Source organism: Bacillus sp. LR--39, from assembly GCF_053613335.1.
Genome location: NZ_JBSIOT010000004.1, coordinates 82,523 through 102,611 on the forward strand (window position 1 = coordinate 82,523; position 20,089 = coordinate 102,611).

The 20,089-nt window shown below is 42.9% G+C and carries 16 protein-coding genes and 1 pseudogene; 9 read left to right on the top strand and 8 right to left on the bottom strand.

The annotated features are described in order from the left end of the window. The first annotated feature begins 5 nt into the window (after positions 1-5). Together gatA and gatB are read left to right on the top strand one after the other, a co-directional pair. Positions 6-1,463, top strand: coding sequence for an Asp-tRNA(Asn)/Glu-tRNA(Gln) amidotransferase subunit GatA (gene gatA / locus ACWHAR_RS17360; protein ID WP_007609878.1), 1,458 nt, complete (start codon positions 6-8; stop codon positions 1,461-1,463). A 13-nt stretch (positions 1,464-1,476) separates the two neighbouring features. Further along, positions 1,477-2,907, top strand: a complete 1,431-nt coding sequence (gatB, locus tag ACWHAR_RS17365) for an Asp-tRNA(Asn)/Glu-tRNA(Gln) amidotransferase subunit GatB (RefSeq protein ID WP_003155730.1) — start codon at positions 1,477-1,479, stop codon at positions 2,905-2,907. Positions 2,908-2,971: 64 nt separating this feature from the next. Here gatB and ACWHAR_RS17370 read toward each other — a convergent pair whose 3' ends face one another. Then, positions 2,972-3,820: a TetR/AcrR family transcriptional regulator gene (locus tag ACWHAR_RS17370; protein WP_032872517.1), complete on the bottom strand. Its 849-nt coding sequence runs from the start codon at positions 3,818-3,820 to the stop codon at positions 2,972-2,974. Positions 3,821-3,948: 128 nt separating this feature from the next. Here ACWHAR_RS17370 and ACWHAR_RS17375 point away from each other — a divergent pair, with 128 nt between their 5' ends. The 6 genes from ACWHAR_RS17375 (at position 3,949) to ACWHAR_RS17400 (ending at position 14,075) form a co-directional block, all read left to right on the top strand. Then, a complete protein-coding gene (locus ACWHAR_RS17375) occupies positions 3,949-7,092 on the top strand; it encodes an efflux RND transporter permease subunit (protein ID WP_032872515.1) in 3,144 nt (1,047 codons plus the stop codon). A gap of 152 nt (positions 7,093-7,244) precedes the next feature. Next, positions 7,245-8,156, top strand: coding sequence for a diacylglycerol kinase (locus ACWHAR_RS17380; RefSeq protein WP_032872513.1), 912 nt, complete (start codon positions 7,245-7,247; stop codon positions 8,154-8,156). A 147-nt stretch (positions 8,157-8,303) separates the two neighbouring features. After that, positions 8,304-9,680 carry a 23S rRNA (uracil(1939)-C(5))-methyltransferase RlmD gene (rlmD, locus tag ACWHAR_RS17385; protein ID WP_032872511.1) on the top strand — a complete coding sequence of 459 codons (1,377 nt, stop codon included), beginning with the start codon at positions 8,304-8,306 and terminating at the stop codon, positions 9,678-9,680. A gap of 193 nt (positions 9,681-9,873) precedes the next feature. Next, complete coding sequence (locus ACWHAR_RS17390) at positions 9,874-11,826, top strand: DUF2075 domain-containing protein (protein ID WP_032872508.1); 1,953 nt, start codon at positions 9,874-9,876, stop codon at positions 11,824-11,826. 419 nt (positions 11,827-12,245) lie between these two features. After that, entirely contained in the window at positions 12,246-13,199 is a 954-nt protein-coding gene (locus ACWHAR_RS17395) for an ABC transporter ATP-binding protein (protein ID WP_003155721.1), read from the top strand. Further along, positions 13,200-14,075, top strand: a complete 876-nt coding sequence (locus tag ACWHAR_RS17400) for an ABC transporter permease (protein ID WP_007609910.1) — start codon at positions 13,200-13,202, stop codon at positions 14,073-14,075. Positions 14,076-14,142: 67 nt separating this feature from the next. Here ACWHAR_RS17400 and ACWHAR_RS17405 read toward each other — a convergent pair. From ACWHAR_RS17405 to ACWHAR_RS17435, 7 genes and pseudogenes are all read right to left on the bottom strand, one after another. Further along, positions 14,143-14,402, bottom strand: a pseudogene (locus ACWHAR_RS17405) (TIGR01741 family protein); the annotation flags it as partial. A 91-nt stretch (positions 14,403-14,493) separates the two neighbouring features. Then, positions 14,494-14,964, bottom strand: coding sequence for an antitoxin YezG family protein (locus ACWHAR_RS17410; protein WP_032872506.1), 471 nt, complete (start codon positions 14,962-14,964; stop codon positions 14,494-14,496). 44 nt (positions 14,965-15,008) lie between these two features. Continuing rightward, positions 15,009-15,479, bottom strand: a complete 471-nt coding sequence (locus ACWHAR_RS17415) for an immunity protein YezG family protein (protein WP_032872504.1) — start codon at positions 15,477-15,479, stop codon at positions 15,009-15,011. A 33-nt stretch (positions 15,480-15,512) separates the two neighbouring features. Continuing rightward, positions 15,513-15,974 carry an antitoxin YezG family protein gene (locus ACWHAR_RS17420; RefSeq protein WP_032872502.1) on the bottom strand — a complete coding sequence of 154 codons (462 nt, stop codon included), beginning with the start codon at positions 15,972-15,974 and terminating at the stop codon, positions 15,513-15,515. A 26-nt stretch (positions 15,975-16,000) separates the two neighbouring features. Further along, positions 16,001-16,489 carry an immunity protein YezG family protein gene (locus ACWHAR_RS17425; RefSeq protein ID WP_032872500.1) on the bottom strand — a complete coding sequence of 163 codons (489 nt, stop codon included), beginning with the start codon at positions 16,487-16,489 and terminating at the stop codon, positions 16,001-16,003. A gap of 83 nt (positions 16,490-16,572) precedes the next feature. Next, positions 16,573-17,049 (bottom strand): antitoxin YezG family protein, encoded by a 477-nt coding sequence (locus ACWHAR_RS17430; protein WP_032872498.1) that lies wholly within the window; start codon positions 17,047-17,049, stop codon positions 16,573-16,575. A gap of 1 nt (position 17,050) precedes the next feature. Then, on the bottom strand, positions 17,051-19,057 hold the full coding sequence (locus ACWHAR_RS17435) for a T7SS effector LXG polymorphic toxin (protein ID WP_032872602.1): 2,007 nt from the start codon (positions 19,055-19,057) through the stop codon (positions 17,051-17,053). Between the two features lie 298 nt (positions 19,058-19,355). On the opposite strand from ACWHAR_RS17435, the gene ACWHAR_RS17440 reads away from it, so the two are divergent. Then, on the top strand, positions 19,356-20,075 hold the full coding sequence (locus tag ACWHAR_RS17440; protein WP_003155709.1) for a YebC/PmpR family DNA-binding transcriptional regulator: 720 nt from the start codon (positions 19,356-19,358) through the stop codon (positions 20,073-20,075). The last annotated feature ends 14 nt before the right edge of the window (positions 20,076-20,089 follow it).

Sequence of the window (20,089 nt, forward strand, 5' to 3'; positions counted from 1 at the left end):
ACAGTATGTCATTATTTGATCACAAAATCACAGAACTGAAACAAATGATACATAAAAAAGAAATCAAGATTTCCGATCTTGTTGATGAATCTTACAAACGGATCGCATCCGTGGATGATAAGGTGCAGGCGTTTTTGCAGCTTGATGAAGAAAGAGCCCGCGCTTACGCGAAAGAACTTGACGAAGCGGTTGACGGACGGTCTGAACACGGTCTTCTCTTCGGAATGCCGATCGGCGTCAAAGACAACATCGTGACCAAAGGGCTTCGCACAACATGCTCAAGCAAAATCCTCGAAAACTTCGATCCGATTTACGATGCGACGGTCGTGGAGCGCCTTCAAGCTGCTGAAGCCGTCACGATCGGAAAGCTGAATATGGATGAGTTCGCGATGGGTTCTTCTACTGAAAACTCCGCGTACAAAGCGACGAAAAACCCTTGGAATCTCGATACGGTTCCCGGCGGATCAAGCGGCGGTTCCGCAGCTGCGGTTGCCGCGGGCGAAGTGCCGTTTTCACTCGGATCTGATACGGGCGGCTCCATCCGCCAGCCGGCTTCTTTCTGCGGCGTCGTCGGATTAAAGCCTACATACGGACGCGTGTCACGTTACGGTTTGGTCGCTTTTGCGTCTTCATTAGACCAGATCGGACCGATCACAAGAAACGTAGAAGATAACGCATTCCTGCTTCAGGCGATTTCAGGCCCGGACAAAATGGACTCTACGAGCGCCAATGTCGAAGTGCCGGACTTTCTTTCTTCATTAACTGGCGATATTAAAGGCTTAAAAATCGCCGTACCGAAAGAATATCTCGGAGAAGGCGTCGGCAAAGAAGCGAAAGAATCGGTTTTAGCCGCTTTAAAAGTGCTTGAAGACCTCGGAGCGACATGGGAAGAAGTATCTCTGCCGCACAGCAAATACGCGCTTGCGACGTATTATCTGCTGTCTTCTTCCGAAGCGTCTGCAAACCTTGCGCGCTTTGACGGCATCCGCTACGGCTACCGCTCAGACAATGCGGACAACCTGATCGACCTTTATAAACAGACACGCTCTGAAGGATTCGGCAATGAAGTGAAGCGCCGCATCATGCTCGGCACCTTCGCACTCAGCTCCGGCTACTATGACGCGTATTACAAAAAAGCGCAAAAAGTGCGCACGCTTATTAAGAAAGATTTTGAAGACGTATTTGAGAAATACGATGTCATCGTCGGACCGACAACGCCGACACCGGCATTCAAAATCGGCGAAAAAACCAGCGATCCGCTCACAATGTACGCCAACGATATTTTAACGATTCCTGTCAACCTCGCGGGTGTGCCGGGAATCAGCGTGCCGTGCGGATTTGCGGACGGACTGCCGCTCGGACTGCAAATCATCGGAAAACACTTCGATGAAGGCACTGTATACCGCGTCGCTCATGCTTTTGAGCAGGCAACAGATCATCATAAAGCGAAACCTGAACTGTAAGGGGTGAAATGAAGTGAACTTTGAAACGGTAATCGGACTTGAAGTCCATGTGGAATTAAAAACAAAATCTAAAATTTTCTCAAGCTCACCGACGCCATTCGGCGCGGAAGCGAATACCCAAACGAGCGTCATCGACCTCGGCTATCCCGGCGTGCTGCCCGTTTTGAACAAAGAAGCGGTCGAATTCGCGATGAAAGCCGCAATGGCTTTGAACTGCGAAATCGCAACGGATACGAAGTTTGACCGGAAAAACTATTTCTACCCGGACAACCCGAAGGCATATCAAATTTCTCAATTTGACAAGCCGATCGGCGAAAACGGCTGGATCGAAATCGAAGTCGGCGGAAAAACGAAAAAAATCGGCATTACCCGTCTTCACCTTGAAGAAGATGCGGGAAAACTGACGCATACGGGCGACGGCTATTCCCTCGTTGACTTCAACCGCCAGGGCACGCCGCTTGTCGAGATTGTATCTGAGCCGGATATCCGCACACCGGAGGAAGCTTACGCATATCTCGAAAAGCTGAAATCAATTATCCAATACACAGGCGTTTCCGACTGTAAAATGGAAGAAGGTTCACTGCGCTGTGACGCCAACATTTCCCTCCGTCCGATCGGCCAGGAGAAATTCGGCACAAAAACGGAGCTGAAAAACCTGAACTCCTTCGCGTTTGTGCAAAAAGGACTTGAGCATGAAGAAAAACGCCAAGAGCAGGTGCTTCTGTCAGGCGGAGTCATTCAGCAGGAGACGCGCCGCTATGATGAAGCGACGAAAAAAACCATTTTGATGCGTGTCAAAGAAGGTTCTGACGACTATCGTTATTTCCCTGAGCCTGACCTTGTCGAGCTCTACATTGATGACGAATGGAAAGAACGCGTAAGAGCAACCATTCCTGAGCTTCCGGACGAGCGCCGCAAGCGTTATATCGAAGAGCTCGGTCTGCCTGCTTATGACGCAATGGTTCTGACGCTGACGAAAGAAATGGCTGATTTCTTCGAAGAAACGGTCAATAAAGGCGCAGAAGCCAAGCAGGCATCAAACTGGCTGATGGGTGAAGTCTCAGCTTACCTGAACGCCGAACAAAAAGAGCTTGAGGATGTCGCCCTGACTCCTGAAGGCCTTGCCGGCATGATTAAGCTGATTGAAAAAGGAACCATCTCGTCTAAAATCGCGAAGAAAGTCTTTAAAGAATTAATTGAAAAAGGCGGCGACGCAGAAAAAATCGTCAAAGAAAAAGGCCTCGTGCAGATTTCTGACGAAAGCGTGCTTCTGAAGCTGGTAACAGATGCGCTTGACAGCAACCCGCAGTCAATTGAAGACTTCAAAAACGGAAAAGACCGCGCGATCGGCTTCCTTGTCGGGCAGATTATGAAAGCCTCAAAAGGACAGGCCAACCCGCCGATGGTCAACAAGATCTTACTTGAAGAAATCAAAAAACGATAAAAAAAAGCAGCCGCCTCTAAGGGCGCTGCTGACACGGAGACCGGTAAGCGCCGGTCTCTTTTTTTTATAAGCTGAAATAGGTTTCAATGGAAGCCCGCAGCGTTTCAATCTGTTCAGTTCCGCTGCCTGCCAAGTTGGACAGCATTCCTTTAATAATCGGTTTTCGCGGCTCTTCCTTTGCGCATTCCTCTTCAATGACTTCAAGCGATACGAGGACGTCCTCAGGCAGCCCCTGCTGTGCTTTTATCTTTTGAATATCCGCAAGCAGTCTTTCTCTGTCCGCCGCGGGCTGAGTGAAGATATCCTCAGGCAGCAGCGGATCGGGGTTGTCTTTTATCAGTCCCGTAATCAGGTCATCGATTCTGGCAATCAGAAAGGCCGCCACGTTTTCCGTCCGGAATGCCGTATGTTCATTAAAAATCAAGAAATGAATATAGGAGCTCACAATTCCTTGCGCCATAACGGACGCATCCGCTAAAAACGGTGTGACGGCATCTCCGTAAACGGAGAGCAACGCATCCCGATACAGCATGTTAAATTGAATATTGGCCTCATGAAAATACTGTTTGACCTTTTGATTTTCAGGAATGACCTTTTCGCTCAGCAAGAGAATGATAAAGTCCTTGTGCTCCATAAATTCCTGGAATTGATAAGCGATTTGTTTTCGGAATACGTCCTTAGGCGGTTTATGCTGGTGTTCTGTTTTGATTTTCTTTATTTCTTCCATAGACATGCCGATGTAATACTCACATGCTGACAGCAAAAGGTCTTCTTTTGATTTGAAATGGAGATAGAAGGCTCCTTTTGAAATTCCGCATTCACCGGCGATTTCCTGAATGGTTGTTGAAGAAAACCCTTTTTTGGCAAATAAATGGATGCCTGTTTTTATGATTTTCTCTTTTTTTTCGTTCATGACGTGCTTCCCCTTAATCCTGAAAAATTTAGAAAAATTTACTGCCTTATTAGTTGACGATGTTGAGTTATACCGTTTAGTATTATATAGAATGACCAGTCAGTCAATAAAAATTAACGGAGGACATGATGAACCACATTATTAACTTTGTACTGAAGAACAAATTCGCAGTTTGGCTGATGACGATTATCGTTACTGTAGCAGGGCTGTATGCCGGTATGAATATGAAGCAGGAATCCATACCGGACGTCAACATGCCTTACCTTTCAGTAAATACGACTTATCCCGGAGCTGCTCCGAGTCAAGTTGCGGATGACGTGACAAAACCGATCGAGCAGGCGGTCCAGAATTTAGAAGGAGTGAGCGTCGTAACGTCCACATCCTCTGAAAACGTCTCATCGGTTATGATTGAATATGATTACAGCAAGGATATGGACAAGGCGAAAACCGAAGTCGCTGAAGCGCTGGACAGTGTCAGCCTTCCTGACGACGCGAAAAAACCTGACATTTCCCGTTACAGCCTCAACTCTTTCCCGATTTTGACGCTCAGTGTGACAAGCGGCAAAAGCTCGCTTGAAGACCTGACCAAAAATGTGGAAAACACTCTCGTTCCTAAGCTTGAAGGCATTCAGGGCGTTGCGTCCGTACAAGTTTCCGGACAGCAGGAAGAGCAGGTGGAATTCTCTTTCAAAGACAAAAAAATGAAAGAGTACGGACTTGATGAAGATACCGTCAAGAAAGTGATCCAAGGCTCTGACGTCAATACGCCGCTTGGATTGTACACATTCGGCAACAAAGAAAAATCAGTTGTTGTTAACGGAAATATTACGTCAATTAAAGATCTGAAAGATATGAGAATTCCAGTCACATCTTCTTCTGCCGCTCAAGGTCAAGCGGGCGGAGCCGGTGCGGCATCTGCGGCGGACGCTCAGGCTATGCAGCAGGCACAGCAAAGCGCGGCAGCAGGAGTGCCGACAGTCAAGCTTTCTGACATTGCCGACATTAAAGATGTGAAAAAAGCTGAATCCATTTCCCGCACGAACGGAAAGGACAGCATCGGAATTAATATCGTAAAAGCCAATGACGCCAACACGGTAGAAGTGGCCGATGCGATTAAAGATGAACTGAATCAATACAAAAAAGACCATAAAGGGTTCAAGTACAGCTCGACTCTTGATATGGCAGAGCCGATTACAGAGTCGGTGGATACGATGTTAAGCAAAGCGATTTTCGGCGCGATTTTTGCGGTCGTGATCATTCTCTTATTCTTAAGAGATATTAAATCAACGATGATTTCTATCATTTCCATCCCGCTGTCACTGCTGATTGCGCTTCTTGTGCTGAATCAGCTTGATGTCACATTGAACATAATGACGCTCGGTGCGATGACGGTCGCCATCGGACGGGTAGTCGACGACTCGATTGTCGTGATCGAAAACATTTACCGCCGCATGAGGCTGAAAGATGAACCTTTACGCGGGAAGCAATTGGTGCGTGAAGCGACGAAAGAAATGTTTAAACCGATCATGTCATCAACGATCGTAACCATTGCCGTATTCCTGCCGCTTGCCATGGTCGGCGGACAGATCGGCGAACTGTTTATGCCGTTTGCATTAACAATCGTCTTCGCGCTTGCCGCATCGCTGTTGATTTCGATCACACTGGTGCCGATGCTTGCGCACAGCTTATTCAAAAAATCGCTCACAGGCGCGCCTGTTAAAGCGAAAGAGCATAAGCCGGGCAGATTGGCCAATTTCTATAAAAAAGTGCTGAATTGGTCATTAAGACATAAATGGATTACATCTATCATCGCGGTTCTGATGCTTGTCGGCAGTTTGTTCCTCGTACCTCTGATCGGAGCGAGCTACCTGCCTGCGCAAGCGGACAAAACGATGCAGCTCACATATACGCCTGAACCGGGCGAAACGAAAAGCGAAGCTGAAAAAGCTGCGCAAAAAGCGGAAGACATGCTGCTTAAACGCAAACATGTCGATACCGTTCAGTATTCTTTAGGTTCGCAAAGTCCGCTCGGCGGAAGCTCAAACGGCGCATTGTTCTACGTGAAATACGAGGATGACACGCCTGATTTTGACAAAGAAAAAGACAATGTCTTAAAAGAAATCAAAAAAACATCCAGCCGCGGCGAATGGAAATCACAAAATTTCAGCTCGTCAGGCAACAACAACGAATTAACGTACTATGTGTACGGAGATTCAGAGTCTGATATTAAAGGCACGGTCAAAGACATCGAAGGCATCATGAAAAAGCAGAAGGATCTGAAAGACATCAACTCAGGCCTTTCCAGCACATATGATGAGTACACGTTCACCGCTGACCAGGAGAAACTCAGCAAGCAGGGCCTGACGGCTTCGCAAATCTCCCAAGCCCTGATGTCCCAAACGTCACAGTCTCCTTTGACAACGGTGAAAAAGGACGGCAAAGAGCTTGACGTCAACATCAAAACAGAAAAAGACCAGTATAAGAGTGTAAAAGAATTAGAGGATAAAACCATCACATCGCCTGCAGGCCAAGAAGTTAAAATCGGCGATGTGGCGAAAGTGAAAAACGGCACGACATCCGATACCATTTCCAAACGCGACGGCAAAGTGTACGCTGACGTAACGGCAACCGTCACTTCTGACAACGTCACGAAGGTGTCATCAGCAGTTCAAAAGAAAGTTGACAAACTGGATAAGCCGGACAATGTATCCATTGATACCGGCGGTGTATCAGCGGATATTGCTGATTCCTTTACGAAACTTGGGTTAGCGATGCTTGCCGCAATCGCCATCGTATACCTCGTTCTTGTGATCACGTTCGGCGGAGCATTAGCGCCGTTTGCGATTCTGTTCTCGCTTCCGTTTACAGTCATCGGCGCATTAGCCGGCCTGTATGTATCCGGAGAGACGATCAGTCTGAATGCCATGATCGGTATGCTGATGCTGATCGGAATCGTCGTCACAAACGCGATTGTCTTAATTGACCGCGTCATCCATAAAGAAGCGGAAGGCTTATCGACGAGAGAAGCGCTCCTAGAGGCGGGTTCTACGAGATTGCGTCCGATTCTGATGACGGCGATCGCGACAATCGGCGCCCTGCTTCCATTGGCATTGGGCTTCGAAGGCGGCAGCCAGGTCATTTCTAAAGGACTCGGTGTCACCGTTATCGGCGGTTTAATCAGTTCGACTCTGCTTACCCTTCTGATTGTGCCGATCGTATATGAAGTATTAGCGAAATTCCGTAAGAAAAAACCTGGAATGGAAGAAGAGTAAGACAGCGGGCCTTGGCTCCTTAAACGGAGCTAAGGCCTTTTTTCTTCTGGCAATTCCTGTACATATTGTTGCGATTTTCTCAAGTCATAGTATAATTAAAGGTTGTTAGTGTTAATAATGGATCGGATACTCTTAAGTAGGATGATGAGATAATGAAACGTGCACGCATAATATACAATCCGACTTCAGGACGGGAGCTTTTTAAGAAAAATCTTGCCCAGGTCCTGCAAAAATTTGAACAAGCCGGTTATGAAACCTCCACCCATGCCACCACATGCGCGGGGGATGCCACCCACGCCGCAACAGAAGCCGCTTTGCGGGAGTTTGACCTGATTATCGCTGCCGGCGGAGACGGAACGATTAATGAAGTCGTCAACGGCCTTGCGCCGTTAGACAAACGCCCGACACTCGGCATCATTCCGGTCGGCACGACAAATGACTTCGCCAGAGCGCTGGGCATTCCGAGAGAGAATATACTGAATGCCGCTGATACCGTCATTAACGGCATAGCCCGCCCGATCGACATCGGCCAGGTGAACGGTCAGTACTTTATCAACATCGCCGGCGGAGGCCGTCTGACGGAGCTGACGTATGATGTGCCGAGTAAACTGAAAACGATGCTTGGCCAGCTTGCTTATTATTTAAAGGGAATGGAAATGCTGCCTTCACTTCGACCGACAGAAGTCGAGATTGAATATGACGGCAAGCTGTTTCAAGGCGAAATTATGCTGTTTTTAGTGACGCTGACCAACTCGGTCGGCGGATTCGAGAAGCTGGCCCCTGATTCCAGCCTGAATGACGGCATGTTTGATTTGATTATTTTGAAAAAAGCCAATCTCGCGGAGTTTATCAGAGTCGCGAGCATGGCGCTCAGAGGCGATCATATTAACGATCAGCACATTATTTACACAAAAGCGAACCGTGTGAAAGTCAATGTATCAGAAAAGATGCAGCTGAACCTGGACGGCGAATACGGCGGCATGCTGCCGGGTGAATTCGTGAATCTGTACCGGCATATTCACGTCATCATGCCGAAAGAGAAAGCGGAACAGCTGGATGATTAATACGCGGACAAAATCCTAAAACAGTATTCGTTTTAGGATTTTGTCATCTTTTCAGCGTGATCGGAAACCTTTGAAGGCTGACATTGAATTTGAAGGTTTGCCAGCACGCTGAAACAAGGCTATTGGTAAAACTAGAGGTGATTATAGATGAAAATGAAACCCCCGATAGAAAAAAATGAATACTATGATGTGACATTTGAGGATTTGACGCACGAAGGAGCGGGCGTCGCAAAGGTTCAGGGCTTCCCGATCTTCGTGCCGAACGCCCTGCCTGAGGAAAAAGCGCAAATCAAAGTGACACGCGTCAAAAAAGGCTTCGCTTTCGGCCGCTTGATTGAACTGAAAGAAGAAAGCCCGCACAGAACGGATGCCCCGTGTCCGATCTACAAGCAATGCGGCGGCTGCCAGCTTCAGCACATGACCTATGAAGGCCAGCTCTTGTTTAAACAGAAACAAGTCAAAGACGTCTTAGAACGGATCGGCAAGCTGGATCTGTCCAATGTCACCGTGCACCCGACGCTCGGCATGGAAGACCCGTGGAACTACAGAAACAAAGCACAGGTGCCTGTCGGTGAAAGAGAAGGCGGACTCGTCGCCGGATTCTATCAGCAAAGAAGCCATGACATCATCGACATGAGCGCCTGTCTGATCCAGCAATCCAAAAACGACGAAGCCGTCCAAGCTGTCAAAGACATTTGCGCAGCATACGGCGTTAAAGCCTACAACGAAGAACGCCACAAAGGCTGGCTCCGCCATATCATGGTCAGATACGGCGTCGTCACGGGCGAAATGATGATCGTCTTCATCACAAGAACAAGCGATTTCCCGCACAAAGCGAAGATCATCGAAGACATTACGGCGCAATTCCCGCACGTCAAATCCATCGTGCAAAACATCAACCCAAACAAAACAAACGTGATCTTTGGGAACGAAACAAACGTCATCTGGGGCGAAGAATACATCTACGACCTCATCGGAGACGTCAAATTCGCCATCTCCGCCAGATCGTTCTATCAGGTCAACCCGGAACAGACAAAAGTGCTCTACGACAAAGCGCTTGAGTACGCGGAGCTGCAAGGGGAAGAAACCGTCATCGACGCCTACTGCGGCATCGGAACGATTTCTCTCTTCTTAGCGAAGCAGGCGAAGAAAGTATACGGCGTCGAAATCGTGCCGGAAGCCATCGAGGATGCAAAACGCAACGCTGAGCTGAACGGCATCACAAACGCGGAATTCGCAGTCGGAGAAGCGGAAACAGTCATTCCGAAATGGTATGAAGAAGGCATCACGGCCGACACCCTCGTTGTCGACCCGCCAAGAAAAGGCTGCGACGAAGCCCTCCTGCGGACGATTGTGGAGATGAAACCGAAGCGGGTGGTGTATGTGTCGTGTAACCCAGGCACGCTTGCGAGAGACTTGCGGGTGCTTGAGGATGGCGGGTATGAGACGCTCGAAGTGCAGCCGGTGGATATGTTCCCGCATACGAATCATGTGGAGTGTGTGGCAAAGCTCGTATTGAAATAAAGCAGTGTTCTCTTTTTGAGAACGCTGCTTTTTATATTAATATGTGAAGAATCCTTTTTAATTATTAATTACAAAGGTTATATTAAAACAGATTAATTTGAAGAAAAATGGTATTCTCAATATAGCTCAATTTAGTTATTTTGAGCGGCGAATTTATAGAGATAACGCAAAAAGTTAATGAAAAGGTGAAACAATGATAGTTTATGAAGCTACAAAAGAAGAGTTTTTAAGTGATGTGTTTGACGATAAGTTGGTGATGAATATCTGTAAAAACTATAATGATAAGATTGGCAAAATCAATGAGAGAGAGGTTAGATCTTGGGATAACTCTATGCAGTATATGTATAGGGTATTAAGTGATAGAGAAATTCCTAAGGACGCAGGAATTGCTATTGAGTTCAAAATACCCCATACTTCAAAGCGTATTGATTTTCTTATATCTGGATCAGATAAGGATGATCGTTCATCTATTGTGATTGTGGAACTTAAACAATGGGAGAAAGTAGAGAAAATTGATAGTAAAGAGGCCATCGTTAAAACGTTTATAAATAAAGGAATTCGCGAAACAACCCATCCATCTTATCAAGCCTGGTCATACGCTTCGTTAATAAAGGATTACAATGAAAATGCGCAAAAAGAAGATATCAAGCTATATCCTTGTACATACTTACATAACTACTTGAATCAGGGTACAGACGATCCATTAACTGATTCAATATATGAATATTATATAAAAGAAGCTCCTGTTTTTATCAAAGGTGATTCAGGTAAGCTTCGTGATTTCATTAAAAAGTATATTAAATATGGAGACAACAAAGAAATCCTATATACAATAGATAAAGGAAGAATACGGCCTTCAAAGTCTCTTCAAGATTCGTTAAACAGTATGCTTCAAGGTAATCGAGAGTTTATGATGATTGATAATCAAAAAGTCGTGTATGAGACGGCTTTACATTTGGCGAATGAGGCATTACGTACAAACACTAAACAAGTTTTAGTTGTAGAAGGCGGGCCAGGTACAGGAAAATCTGTTCTTGCTGTAAATTTATTAGTAGAAGCAACAAACCGAAGTCTCGTTGCACAATATGTAACAAAAAATGCTGCTCCCAGAAATATATATGCTACTAAGTTAAAACAAAACTTTCGGAAAGGGCACATTGATAATTTATTTAAAGGATCGGGCAGTTATGTCAATGCTCCATCAGGTGAATTTGACGTTTTAATTGTTGATGAGGCGCATCGATTAAATGAGAAATCCGGTTTATTTAATAACCTTGGGGAAAATCAAATTAAGGAAATAATAAATGCTTCCAAACTTTCTGTTTTTTTCATAGATGAACATCAAAGAGTAACGTTAAAAGATATTGGTAGCACTGATACAATCCTTAAATTCTCAAAAGAATTAGATGCTCAGGTTACAAATATGAAACTGGATTCACAGTTTCGTTGCAATGGTTCAGATGGTTATATAAGCTGGTTAGATGATGTTCTTCAAATTCGGGAAACTGCGAATTCTAATTATATTGGAATGAACTACGATTTTCGTATATATAGAAATCCAAATGAATTGCGTAAACAGATAGAAGATCTGAATAGAGTTAATAATAAAGCTCGAATAGTTGCTGGTTACTGTTGGGATTGGGTGAAGGAAGGAAAAGCTAAAACAGAATTTCATGATATCGAGATTCCTGAATATCAATTCGGAATGAGTTGGAATTTAAATAACTCAGACACGTGGGCAATTGACGAAGATTCTATTAATGAAATAGGTTGTATACACACATGCCAAGGTTTGGAATTTGATTATGTAGGTGTAATTATAGGAAATGATCTAGTGTGCAGGGATGGAGTAGTATTGACTGATCATTCAAAGCGGGCGAAAACAGATACCTCCTTACGTGGTTTGAAGAAAATGCTAAAGCAAAATTCAGAAGAAGCTGAGAAGCTTGCAGACGAAATTATTCGCAACACATACAGAACTTTGATGACCCGGGGACAAAAAGGCTGTTTTATTTATTGTATAGACAAACAATTAGAAAATTACTTTTTTAAAAGGCTGAAACATATGCAAATGAATTACAAAGAGAATGAGTTCTTTAAGTCTTCATCAGTTGCTGAAGAAAAAGCCACATATAAGCACAAATGAAACCTTTTTTAATTATTTATTAAAACGGAATTGGGAAAAACATCACGCTATGATCTTGCACATTTAAAAAGCAGGGAGGCAAGATTTTGTGATAACTGTTAAAGGCTTTTTAACGAAATGCGACTAAATTTCTACCGTTTTTGCAGGAAAAGAAAAATCTATTTGTGTAGGAGATCCTTACAAAGCTCCTTAATAAAGTGGCGATTGTTAATGACTTGGGGAATGAAAGCATAATATTAACGTAAAACGATAAAAGGCTTCTTTTAAGAAGCCTTTTTATGTGCGTATATCTTCATAATAAAGATAATTATTTATAAAAAGATAATAAAGTTGGATAAAAATGAGGAAAATCCTGGCGGGAATGACGATATAAAGTTAGTGAACAACGGTATAGTATCTTACTTTTCGAGGTGAACAGAATGGGAGAAGAACAAGACATTATTACAGTAACGGATCTGCGCAAAAAATATGGATCATTTGAAGCAGTGAAAGGGGTATCCTTTTCTGTCAAACGCGGCGAGCTGTTTGCATTTCTGGGAACGAACGGTGCAGGGAAATCGACCACTATCGATATTCTCTGTACGCTGATTAAAAAGACATCCGGAAAAGTGGTAATAGACGGTTATACACTTGGTGAGGGGAAAGAGAATAATCATATCCGCAAAAAGATCGGAGTCGTTTTCCAAGAGAGCATTTTGGATGAACGATTGACCGTTTATGAAAATATCATGAACCGCGGACAATATTATCATTTAAGCAAGGCACAAGTGCAAGAGAACTATCAGTTTGTAACAGACTATTTAAAATTGGATGATATTAAGGAGAAAAAATACAGCGATTTGTCAGGCGGACAAAGAAGAAGAGCGGATATTGCACGTGCCATCATCCATAAACCGACTATATTATTTTTAGATGAGCCTACTACAGGTCTTGATCCGCAAACGAGAGTTTTTGTTTGGAATGCGATTAAAAGGCTGCAGGAAGAAACAAACATGACGATCTTTTTAACGACCCATTACATGGAGGAGGCCGCTGTGGCTGATAACGTTGTGGTCATCAAAGAAGGACGTCTGATCGCAGAGGGTACACCGAGTCAGCTGAAAGATCAATATGCGTTTGACAGTCTGCATATGATGTTTAAGCAAGGCGTTGATCCGACTGCATGGTTTGAAAATAAACAACTGGATTTTACGGTTAAAAACTCTATTTATTCCCTTCGTGTAGAGTCCACTCTCCAAGCGTTTGACATTTTGAAAGGTCTTGAAGGAAAAATTGAATCTTTCGAGGTGATTAAAGGGAATATGGATGATGTGTTTATCCATATTATCGAAGAACAAGGAAGCAGTTTGCCAGTAAAGGGGAGCATTGCATAAATGAAGTCTTTATCCAGTTTAATCAGCAGAAATATAAAAATATACTTCCGTGATCGAACGCTTTTGCTTCTTTCTTTGCTGTCAGTATTTATCGTCATTCTGTTATATGCCGTGTTCTTACAGCAGACACAGCTGGACGCCATTAAGGCCTTGGTCGGTTCGACAGATGATTCCAAAGCAATGGTGAACGAATGGATGGTGGCGGGATTGCTGTCCATTACAGCTGTGACAACGACTTTAGGCGCTTTCGGAATTATGGTGAAAGATAAAGAAAGCAAGAGAACGTATGACTTTTTAACAGCTCCTTTATCAAGGGCGACCATCCAATTGAGCTATGTCATTCATTCATTTGTCATCGGCTTGATCTTTTCTTTCATCGCCTTTTTAGGCTGTGAAATTTTTCTCGTTTCAACAGGCAGCAAGCTTTTAAGCGGAACAGATATACTTGAAGTATTGGGGATCATTATTCTTTCAGTTGCACTGTCAAGTTCCATAAATTTATTTTTAACGCTGTTTATTCACACACAAAATGCATTTTCGACGTTAAGTACGATTGTCGGAACAGCCATCGGTTTTTTATGCGGAGTATATGTGCCGATCGGCGGCGTACCGGTGTTTGTGCAGAAGATTATTATGTACTTCCCTATCAGCCACACCGCCGTTCTGTTCAGAAAAGCGTTTATGACAGACTCAGTTGATAAAGTATTTAAACATGCCTCTGCGGACCAAATACAGGAATATGAAAAGCATTACGGGATCGTCTACAAGTTAAACGGCCATTTTATCAGTACGGCAGCAAGCTTGTGGATCATTGTTATTACAGCCATCATATTTACCGTCATATCTATTTTCATATTTAAAAAACAAAATAAATGACCTCTTCAGACGATACATAACGATGTAACAGGCAGCATCCGTTTACTGGATGCTGCCTGTTTTGTTTATCATTATTCTTTTTGTGCTCAATTCTTAATTCCTCAAAGAGTTCTCGGATTTCTCTTAAAAAAGTGTTGAAGATATCTTTATTTACACTGTATCGGGCTGGTATATCTTGCGAATGAATCAGTTGACGTTTGGTGTCTTGAAGTGATAGAGAACCATGGTAGAGTCATCTAATATTTCTGCATAAAGATACATTTTTGCCCATTCACAAGGTATGATGTCATTTAATTTCTTACTAATAAGCTGGTACAAATCTTGCATTTTTTTAGTTTCCAACCTTTTTGCCTTCAATTGTCGAGAAATCCTAGTTATAAAAAATAGCCCAGAAAAGAAGGGCTGGGCCATTATTGATTTATAGACCGAAGTAGTTTATTACAAATTCTTTGTCGTCCTCATCTTCAGGCAAAATCCCCAAGTTTTGATATTCCCATACCACTTGCCGTTGTGTTCCGTTTAAGTCTGAGGCGATGACATCGGTGTAATCGTAGTCAATTGAGAATTTGCCGCTTCGTTCGAGATGTAAAGTGAGGTTTGTCCATAAGTCTTCATTGTTTGTTTTAAATTCATCCCGTAACTCTTCAAAGTAATCATGCAATTCATATAGAAGTTCGTCATATATATCTTCATCAACATTAAAATGTTCAGGAATATCGTGTGAATATATATATTCCTGATTTTGTGGAGTAGTAAAGAAGAAGTAAACTTCTGAAGAATCATCTAAAATTTCGGCATAAAGAGCAACCTTTTCCCACTCAGAGGGGATAATTTCATTTATTTGCTCAGCGATTTTTTGATATAGTTCGCCCATTTTTTCAGTTTCCACAATATCAGAATCCTTTTTAATTTTTTTAGCCGTTTGAAAGCTTATTATATGTTTAGATACTCTTCTATGAATTTTCTATCTTCCTCATCAGCTGGCAGTATGCCGAGATTTTGATATTTCCAAACATCGCGTCTTTGAAGGTCATCGAGTTCAGAGGATAAAACATCATCATAATTATAATTAATTGAAAACTTTCCGGTGTTTTCTAATTTTAAAGTGAGATTTGTCCAAATATCTTGATTGCCTAGTTTAAATTCTTCTTTTAGTTCTTCAAATAGCTCTTGAAGTTCAATCAGCAGTTGATCGTAAATCTCTTCGCTCACATCAAAATGTTCAGGTATATAATGAGAAAATAAATAACCACTGTTACTTGGTGTTGTAAAATAAAAGTATATATCCGCTGAGTCATCAAGTATTTCAGCATATAAAACGATCTTTTCCCATTGAGATGGAATCATTTCATTTAGATGTTCAGCAATCTTTTGATATAGTTGTTCCATTTTTTCAGTTTCCATTGATGATCCTCTGCCTTTGAATTGTTGATGGCATTATTTAATATTTAGATAATCCTTAACAAATTCTTTATCCTCTTCATCTTCGGGGAAAATACCCAAGTTATTGAACTCCCAAATCATTTGTCTTTCGTATTCGTCCAAATCAGATTCAATAACATCTTCATAATCATAATCAATTGAGAACGTTCCATCGCTTTCAAGATTCAGTGTCAAATTTGTCCATGCTTCAGGATTATTTTCTTTAAACTCATTGTGTAACTGTTTAAATAACTCTTGAAGATCTATTAATAGTTCGGTATAAATTTTTTTACTAACTTGAAATTGTTCTGGAATGTCATGAGAGTATATATATTCATCGTTTTCTGGTGTTTGAAAGAAAAAATACACTTCTCTGGAGCCGTCTAATATTTCTGCATAAAGAACAACTTTGCTCCATTCGGAAGGAATTATTTTTCCTATGGCATCAGTTATTTTTAGATAAGCTTTTTCTAACATCATTATCCCAACTTTATTCAACTTTATTAAATTGGATTTTCAGGATATTTATCTAAATATTTTTTTATTAATTTTTGTAATGATAGATCCCTAGGTTCTTCCCTTAAATATTTGAATTTCCAGATGATAAGCTGATCACTGAAACTATAATCTGTCTTAAACCAATCTGTATAATCAAAGTTGACAGTTAATTTTCCTGATATTTCCAAGATAAGAGTGAAAGAATAAAATAATTCTTGATCATGATCTTTGAAAACATCTCTCATTTTTTCGCTTAGTTTAAATAATTCCATCTCATACTGATCGAATTCATTTTCGTCAATATCAAATTCAAACGGAATTTCAAGACTGTACTTAAAATGATTAGGTTCATGTTGAGAATTGTAAAAAAAGTAAGTGCCTCCGCCTGTCTCTGAAATCTGAGCATAGAACAAAAATTTCTCCCATGGTTCTGGTATCATTTCGTTAACGGTTTCAGCTATGTTTCTATATATTGCATTTAATTCATTTTCCAATAAGGATTAGCCTCCAGCATTATAATTGGTAATTTGTAAGGATCATTTGTATCAAAAAATCCCCCCAATAAAGGAGAGGGTTTTTAATTTTGAGAATTTAGATACTGTTCTAAAAAGGATTTTAAAGGTTTACTCTTAGGATAAATTCCTACATTTTTATAAGTCCAGATTGTTTGTCTTTGAGAGATGGTATATGGAGATTGAATAACGTCTTCATAATTATAATCTATCGAGAATTCTCCGCTTATCGCCAGATTAAGTGTTAAATTAGTCCATATATCTTGATTGTTTTCTTTAAATTCATCTCGTAATTCCTCGAATAAGTCATGCAAGTCAAATAACAGCCCCTCATAAATCTCCTCACTGACATGGAAATGCTCAGGAATGTTATGAGAATAGATAAAATCTTCACTATGTGGAGTATTGAAATAAAAGAAAACCTCAGATGAATCGTCGAGAATTTCAGCATAAAGAATAACTTTTTTCCATTCAGAAGGAATGATTTCGTTAATGCCTTCTGCTATCTGTTGATATAGATCACCCATTTTTTTTGTCTCCATATTAACCTCCGACCTGGTTTTTAATTCTCATAAGTTTAGGTTCTTGATCACCAATTTTATATTTCACCCTAAAAGCAGTGGGTCTTAATGAATCTCCTTTATACAATGCGTTGATTTCAACTGATACTTTTTGAGGAGGGTCTGCTTGTAAAGCCGCTGCCCAATCCTGCTCCATTTTATACCATTTCCCGCCGCTCCTATTAATCTGAGAATTCATCGGCACGATGTTGTCGAATTGGCCTGAGCCTTTGAATTGGGTGGCGATTAGGTGGCCTCCGTCGTCATCTGTCAGACGGTCTGGTTTACCTGCTTTTGACTGTGCATATTGGTTGCGTTTTGCTTCTCCCAGCTGCAAGTCTGCTTTGACACTTGTAATTCTACCATAGTTGTCAGTGGTGTACGTGTAGCCTTCTTTTGTTTTGTAGATGACATTCGGCTTCAATACTTTCTTTCTGGTCCATTTCGCAAAATGCTCGCCGTATTTGACCGTTACCGGCGGTACATGCGGTGCCGGTGTCCGTCTGCCGCTTGCGGAGGTTCCGTACGGTTTCGGCAGGATGACCTTGGCGAATTTCTGAAGTCCTTCTTTAAGTGTGACCCCGTTGACTGCGTTGTAAGGAATGCCCGCCGGCACTAAGTCGTGACGCGGATGATACGGGAGAATATCAGCCAGGGTGAGATCTCCCATTTGATTTAACTTGGTTTTGACGCGTTTTTTTGATACTTCCATGCCTGTGTTTACTTTTTGTTTGATGTGATCAACGGTTTGTTTTGAGACCGTTATCGCTTTTTGTGCTGCGGCGGATTTGCTTGCTGCTGTTTTGACTTTGGTTGTCACTTTGGCGGCTGTGCCTGTTTTTGAGACGGCGCCGACGCCTTTTGTGCCGACAACTGATGTCACAACGGTGCCCACTGCATATGACACCCATCTTGCTCTGGAGTAGGTGTCGCCATTCACCATGTCTTTTTGGTACGATTCTTCGATTGCCGCTGAAATGGCTTCATACGTTTTGATCGGGTGAGCCACCGCTCCTGTAATGGCTTCAACCGTTCCGCCCGGATCTGTGACCATATCCCACAGGCCTGTGACCGCGTCTTTTCCGGAATCATAAAGGCCGACGGCAACGCCTTTGAAACCGTCTGTAAGTTCACGCGTGTTTTCAATTTGAGTGAAGTAGCGCTGCTGTTTTTTTGTCAGGTTTTTATAGCCGATTGTTTTGGCCATTTCATAGAATTCATCGGCATTCGCATAATCGTAGTTTTTCAGTCTTTCTTTCAGTTTTTCAATCTCCCGCTCTTTCGCTTCTTCCTTTTTAATCGTCAAATAAGCATCCGAATGTCTTGCAATCTCGCCTTTCTTCTTATGGATGTCGCTTTCACGGTACGCCTTGGCATTGTAGTGAAGCGGCGTGGCGCTTTTTCCTTTGCCTGTGGCGTTTTGGAGCTGTTGAAAGTCGGCTTGGATGAACTGTTCGTTTGCTTCGGTTTCTGCGTATTCCTTCGTTAGATCGTGATCAAGCTTGCCGAGCTTATGTATCGTTTCGCTTCTTTTTTTGTCAGCTGAAGAAAGCTTCTGATCTGTGCTTTCGGTTGAAAATAATTCGAGCGAGATGATGTCTTCGATCTCTCCGAGGATGGAGCGCATGTCCTTTTTTTGCTCTTCCATAATCGCCTTTGATTTACTGAGGGCGTGGGTGAGCTCATGCTCCAGAAATGATTCCTCCACATGCGAATTGGAAAGTCCGGCATCTTCGACCTTACCGGGAAGGCTTGTGAGAAATGCGATTTTCATGTCAATCAGATCAAGCCAGCTGTCTGTGACGCCGGCGTGGTCCTTGAAAAAAGCTTTGATGTTATTTGCACCCCGGCCTGAGAAATCATTGTCACCAAGATCAGCCATGCCTTGAAACGCTTTTTTTAGATTGACCATCTGACCGCGCAGTTTTTTGTATTCACCCGCGCGCTGTTTGGCGGCGGCGAGGAGGGTGGTTGCTTCGAAAACTTTCATGACCATATCCTTTCTTTTGTTCGATATCAAAATTTTACCACGTGAGTCATGATATACAGTGTAGGAAATAGGTAATAAGAATAAAATGAATCTTTTGGCTTGCGACTTCCTTCCTGTATGAAGGGAGGCTTTTTATGTTTTGTACAATAACCCTCAAATTCGGCTTACTGCGCTCCGGTGATTTTAAGCGTGCCTGTTTTTTCTAATGTCTTACACTCGAAACAACCCAACCGCTGAGGTATAATAGAAGCAGAGTATTTATCATACAGATTCAATTCGTGAAAGAGAGTGGAACAAAATGGGCCGTAAGTGGAACAACATTAAAGAAAAGAAAGCATCAAAGGACGCAAATACGAGCCGGATTTACGCGAAGTTCGGCCGTGAGATTTATGTGGCGGCAAAACAAGGCGAGCCAGATCCGGAATCGAACCAGGCATTAAAAGTGGTGCTTGAGCGCGCGAAGACGTACAGTGTGCCGAAAAATATTATTGAGCGTGCGATTGAAAAGGCGAAAGGCGGCGCGGAAGAGAACTTTGACGAGCTGCGTTACGAAGGTTTCGGGCCGAACGGTTCAATGATCATCGTTGATGCGTTAACGAATAATGTAAACCGCACGGCGCCTGAAGTGCGTGCCGCATTCGGGAAAAACGGCGGAAATATGGGTGTGAGCGGGTCTGTCGCTTACATGTTCGATGCGACTGCCGTTATCGGTGTTGAAGGCAAGACGGCGGATGAAGCGCTGGAATTGCTGATGGAAGCTGATGTGGACGTGCGCGATATTTTAGAAGAGGATGACAGTGTTATCGTATATGCCGAGCCTGATCAATTCCATGCGGTACAGGAGGCATTCAAAAATGCCGGCGTTGAAGAGTTCACGGTTGCGGAGCTGACGATGCTTGCGCAAAATGAAGTCGAGCTTCCGGAAGATGCGAAAGCTCAATTTGAAAAGCTGATCGATGTGTTGGAAGACCTCGAAGACGTACAGCAGGTTTATCACAATGTAGATTTAGGCGAATAAAGACAAAAAGGCCG

Coding starts and splice junctions, on each gene's coding strand:
- ACWHAR_RS17380 (WP_032872513.1), top strand. CDS start 7,245: ATGAAACGTGCACGCATAATATACAATCCGACTTCAGGACGGGAGCTT.
- ACWHAR_RS17420 (WP_032872502.1), bottom strand. CDS start 15,974: ATGTTAGAAAAAGCTTATCTAAAAATAACTGATGCCATAGGAAAAATA.
- ACWHAR_RS17400 (WP_007609910.1), top strand. CDS start 13,200: ATGAAGTCTTTATCCAGTTTAATCAGCAGAAATATAAAAATATACTTC.
- ACWHAR_RS17440 (WP_003155709.1), top strand. CDS start 19,356: ATGGGCCGTAAGTGGAACAACATTAAAGAAAAGAAAGCATCAAAGGAC.
- rlmD (WP_032872511.1), top strand. CDS start 8,304: ATGAAAATGAAACCCCCGATAGAAAAAAATGAATACTATGATGTGACA.
- ACWHAR_RS17430 (WP_032872498.1), bottom strand. CDS start 17,049: ATGGAGACAAAAAAAATGGGTGATCTATATCAACAGATAGCAGAAGGC.
- ACWHAR_RS17375 (WP_032872515.1), top strand. CDS start 3,949: ATGAACCACATTATTAACTTTGTACTGAAGAACAAATTCGCAGTTTGG.
- ACWHAR_RS17370 (WP_032872517.1), bottom strand. CDS start 3,820: ATGAACGAAAAAAAAGAGAAAATCATAAAAACAGGCATCCATTTATTT.
- ACWHAR_RS17390 (WP_032872508.1), top strand. CDS start 9,874: ATGATAGTTTATGAAGCTACAAAAGAAGAGTTTTTAAGTGATGTGTTT.
- ACWHAR_RS17395 (WP_003155721.1), top strand. CDS start 12,246: ATGGGAGAAGAACAAGACATTATTACAGTAACGGATCTGCGCAAAAAA.
- ACWHAR_RS17435 (WP_032872602.1), bottom strand. CDS start 19,057: ATGAAAGTTTTCGAAGCAACCACCCTCCTCGCCGCCGCCAAACAGCGC.
- gatA (WP_007609878.1), top strand. CDS start 6: ATGTCATTATTTGATCACAAAATCACAGAACTGAAACAAATGATACAT.
- ACWHAR_RS17415 (WP_032872504.1), bottom strand. CDS start 15,479: ATGGAAACTGAAAAAATGGAACAACTATATCAAAAGATTGCTGAACAT.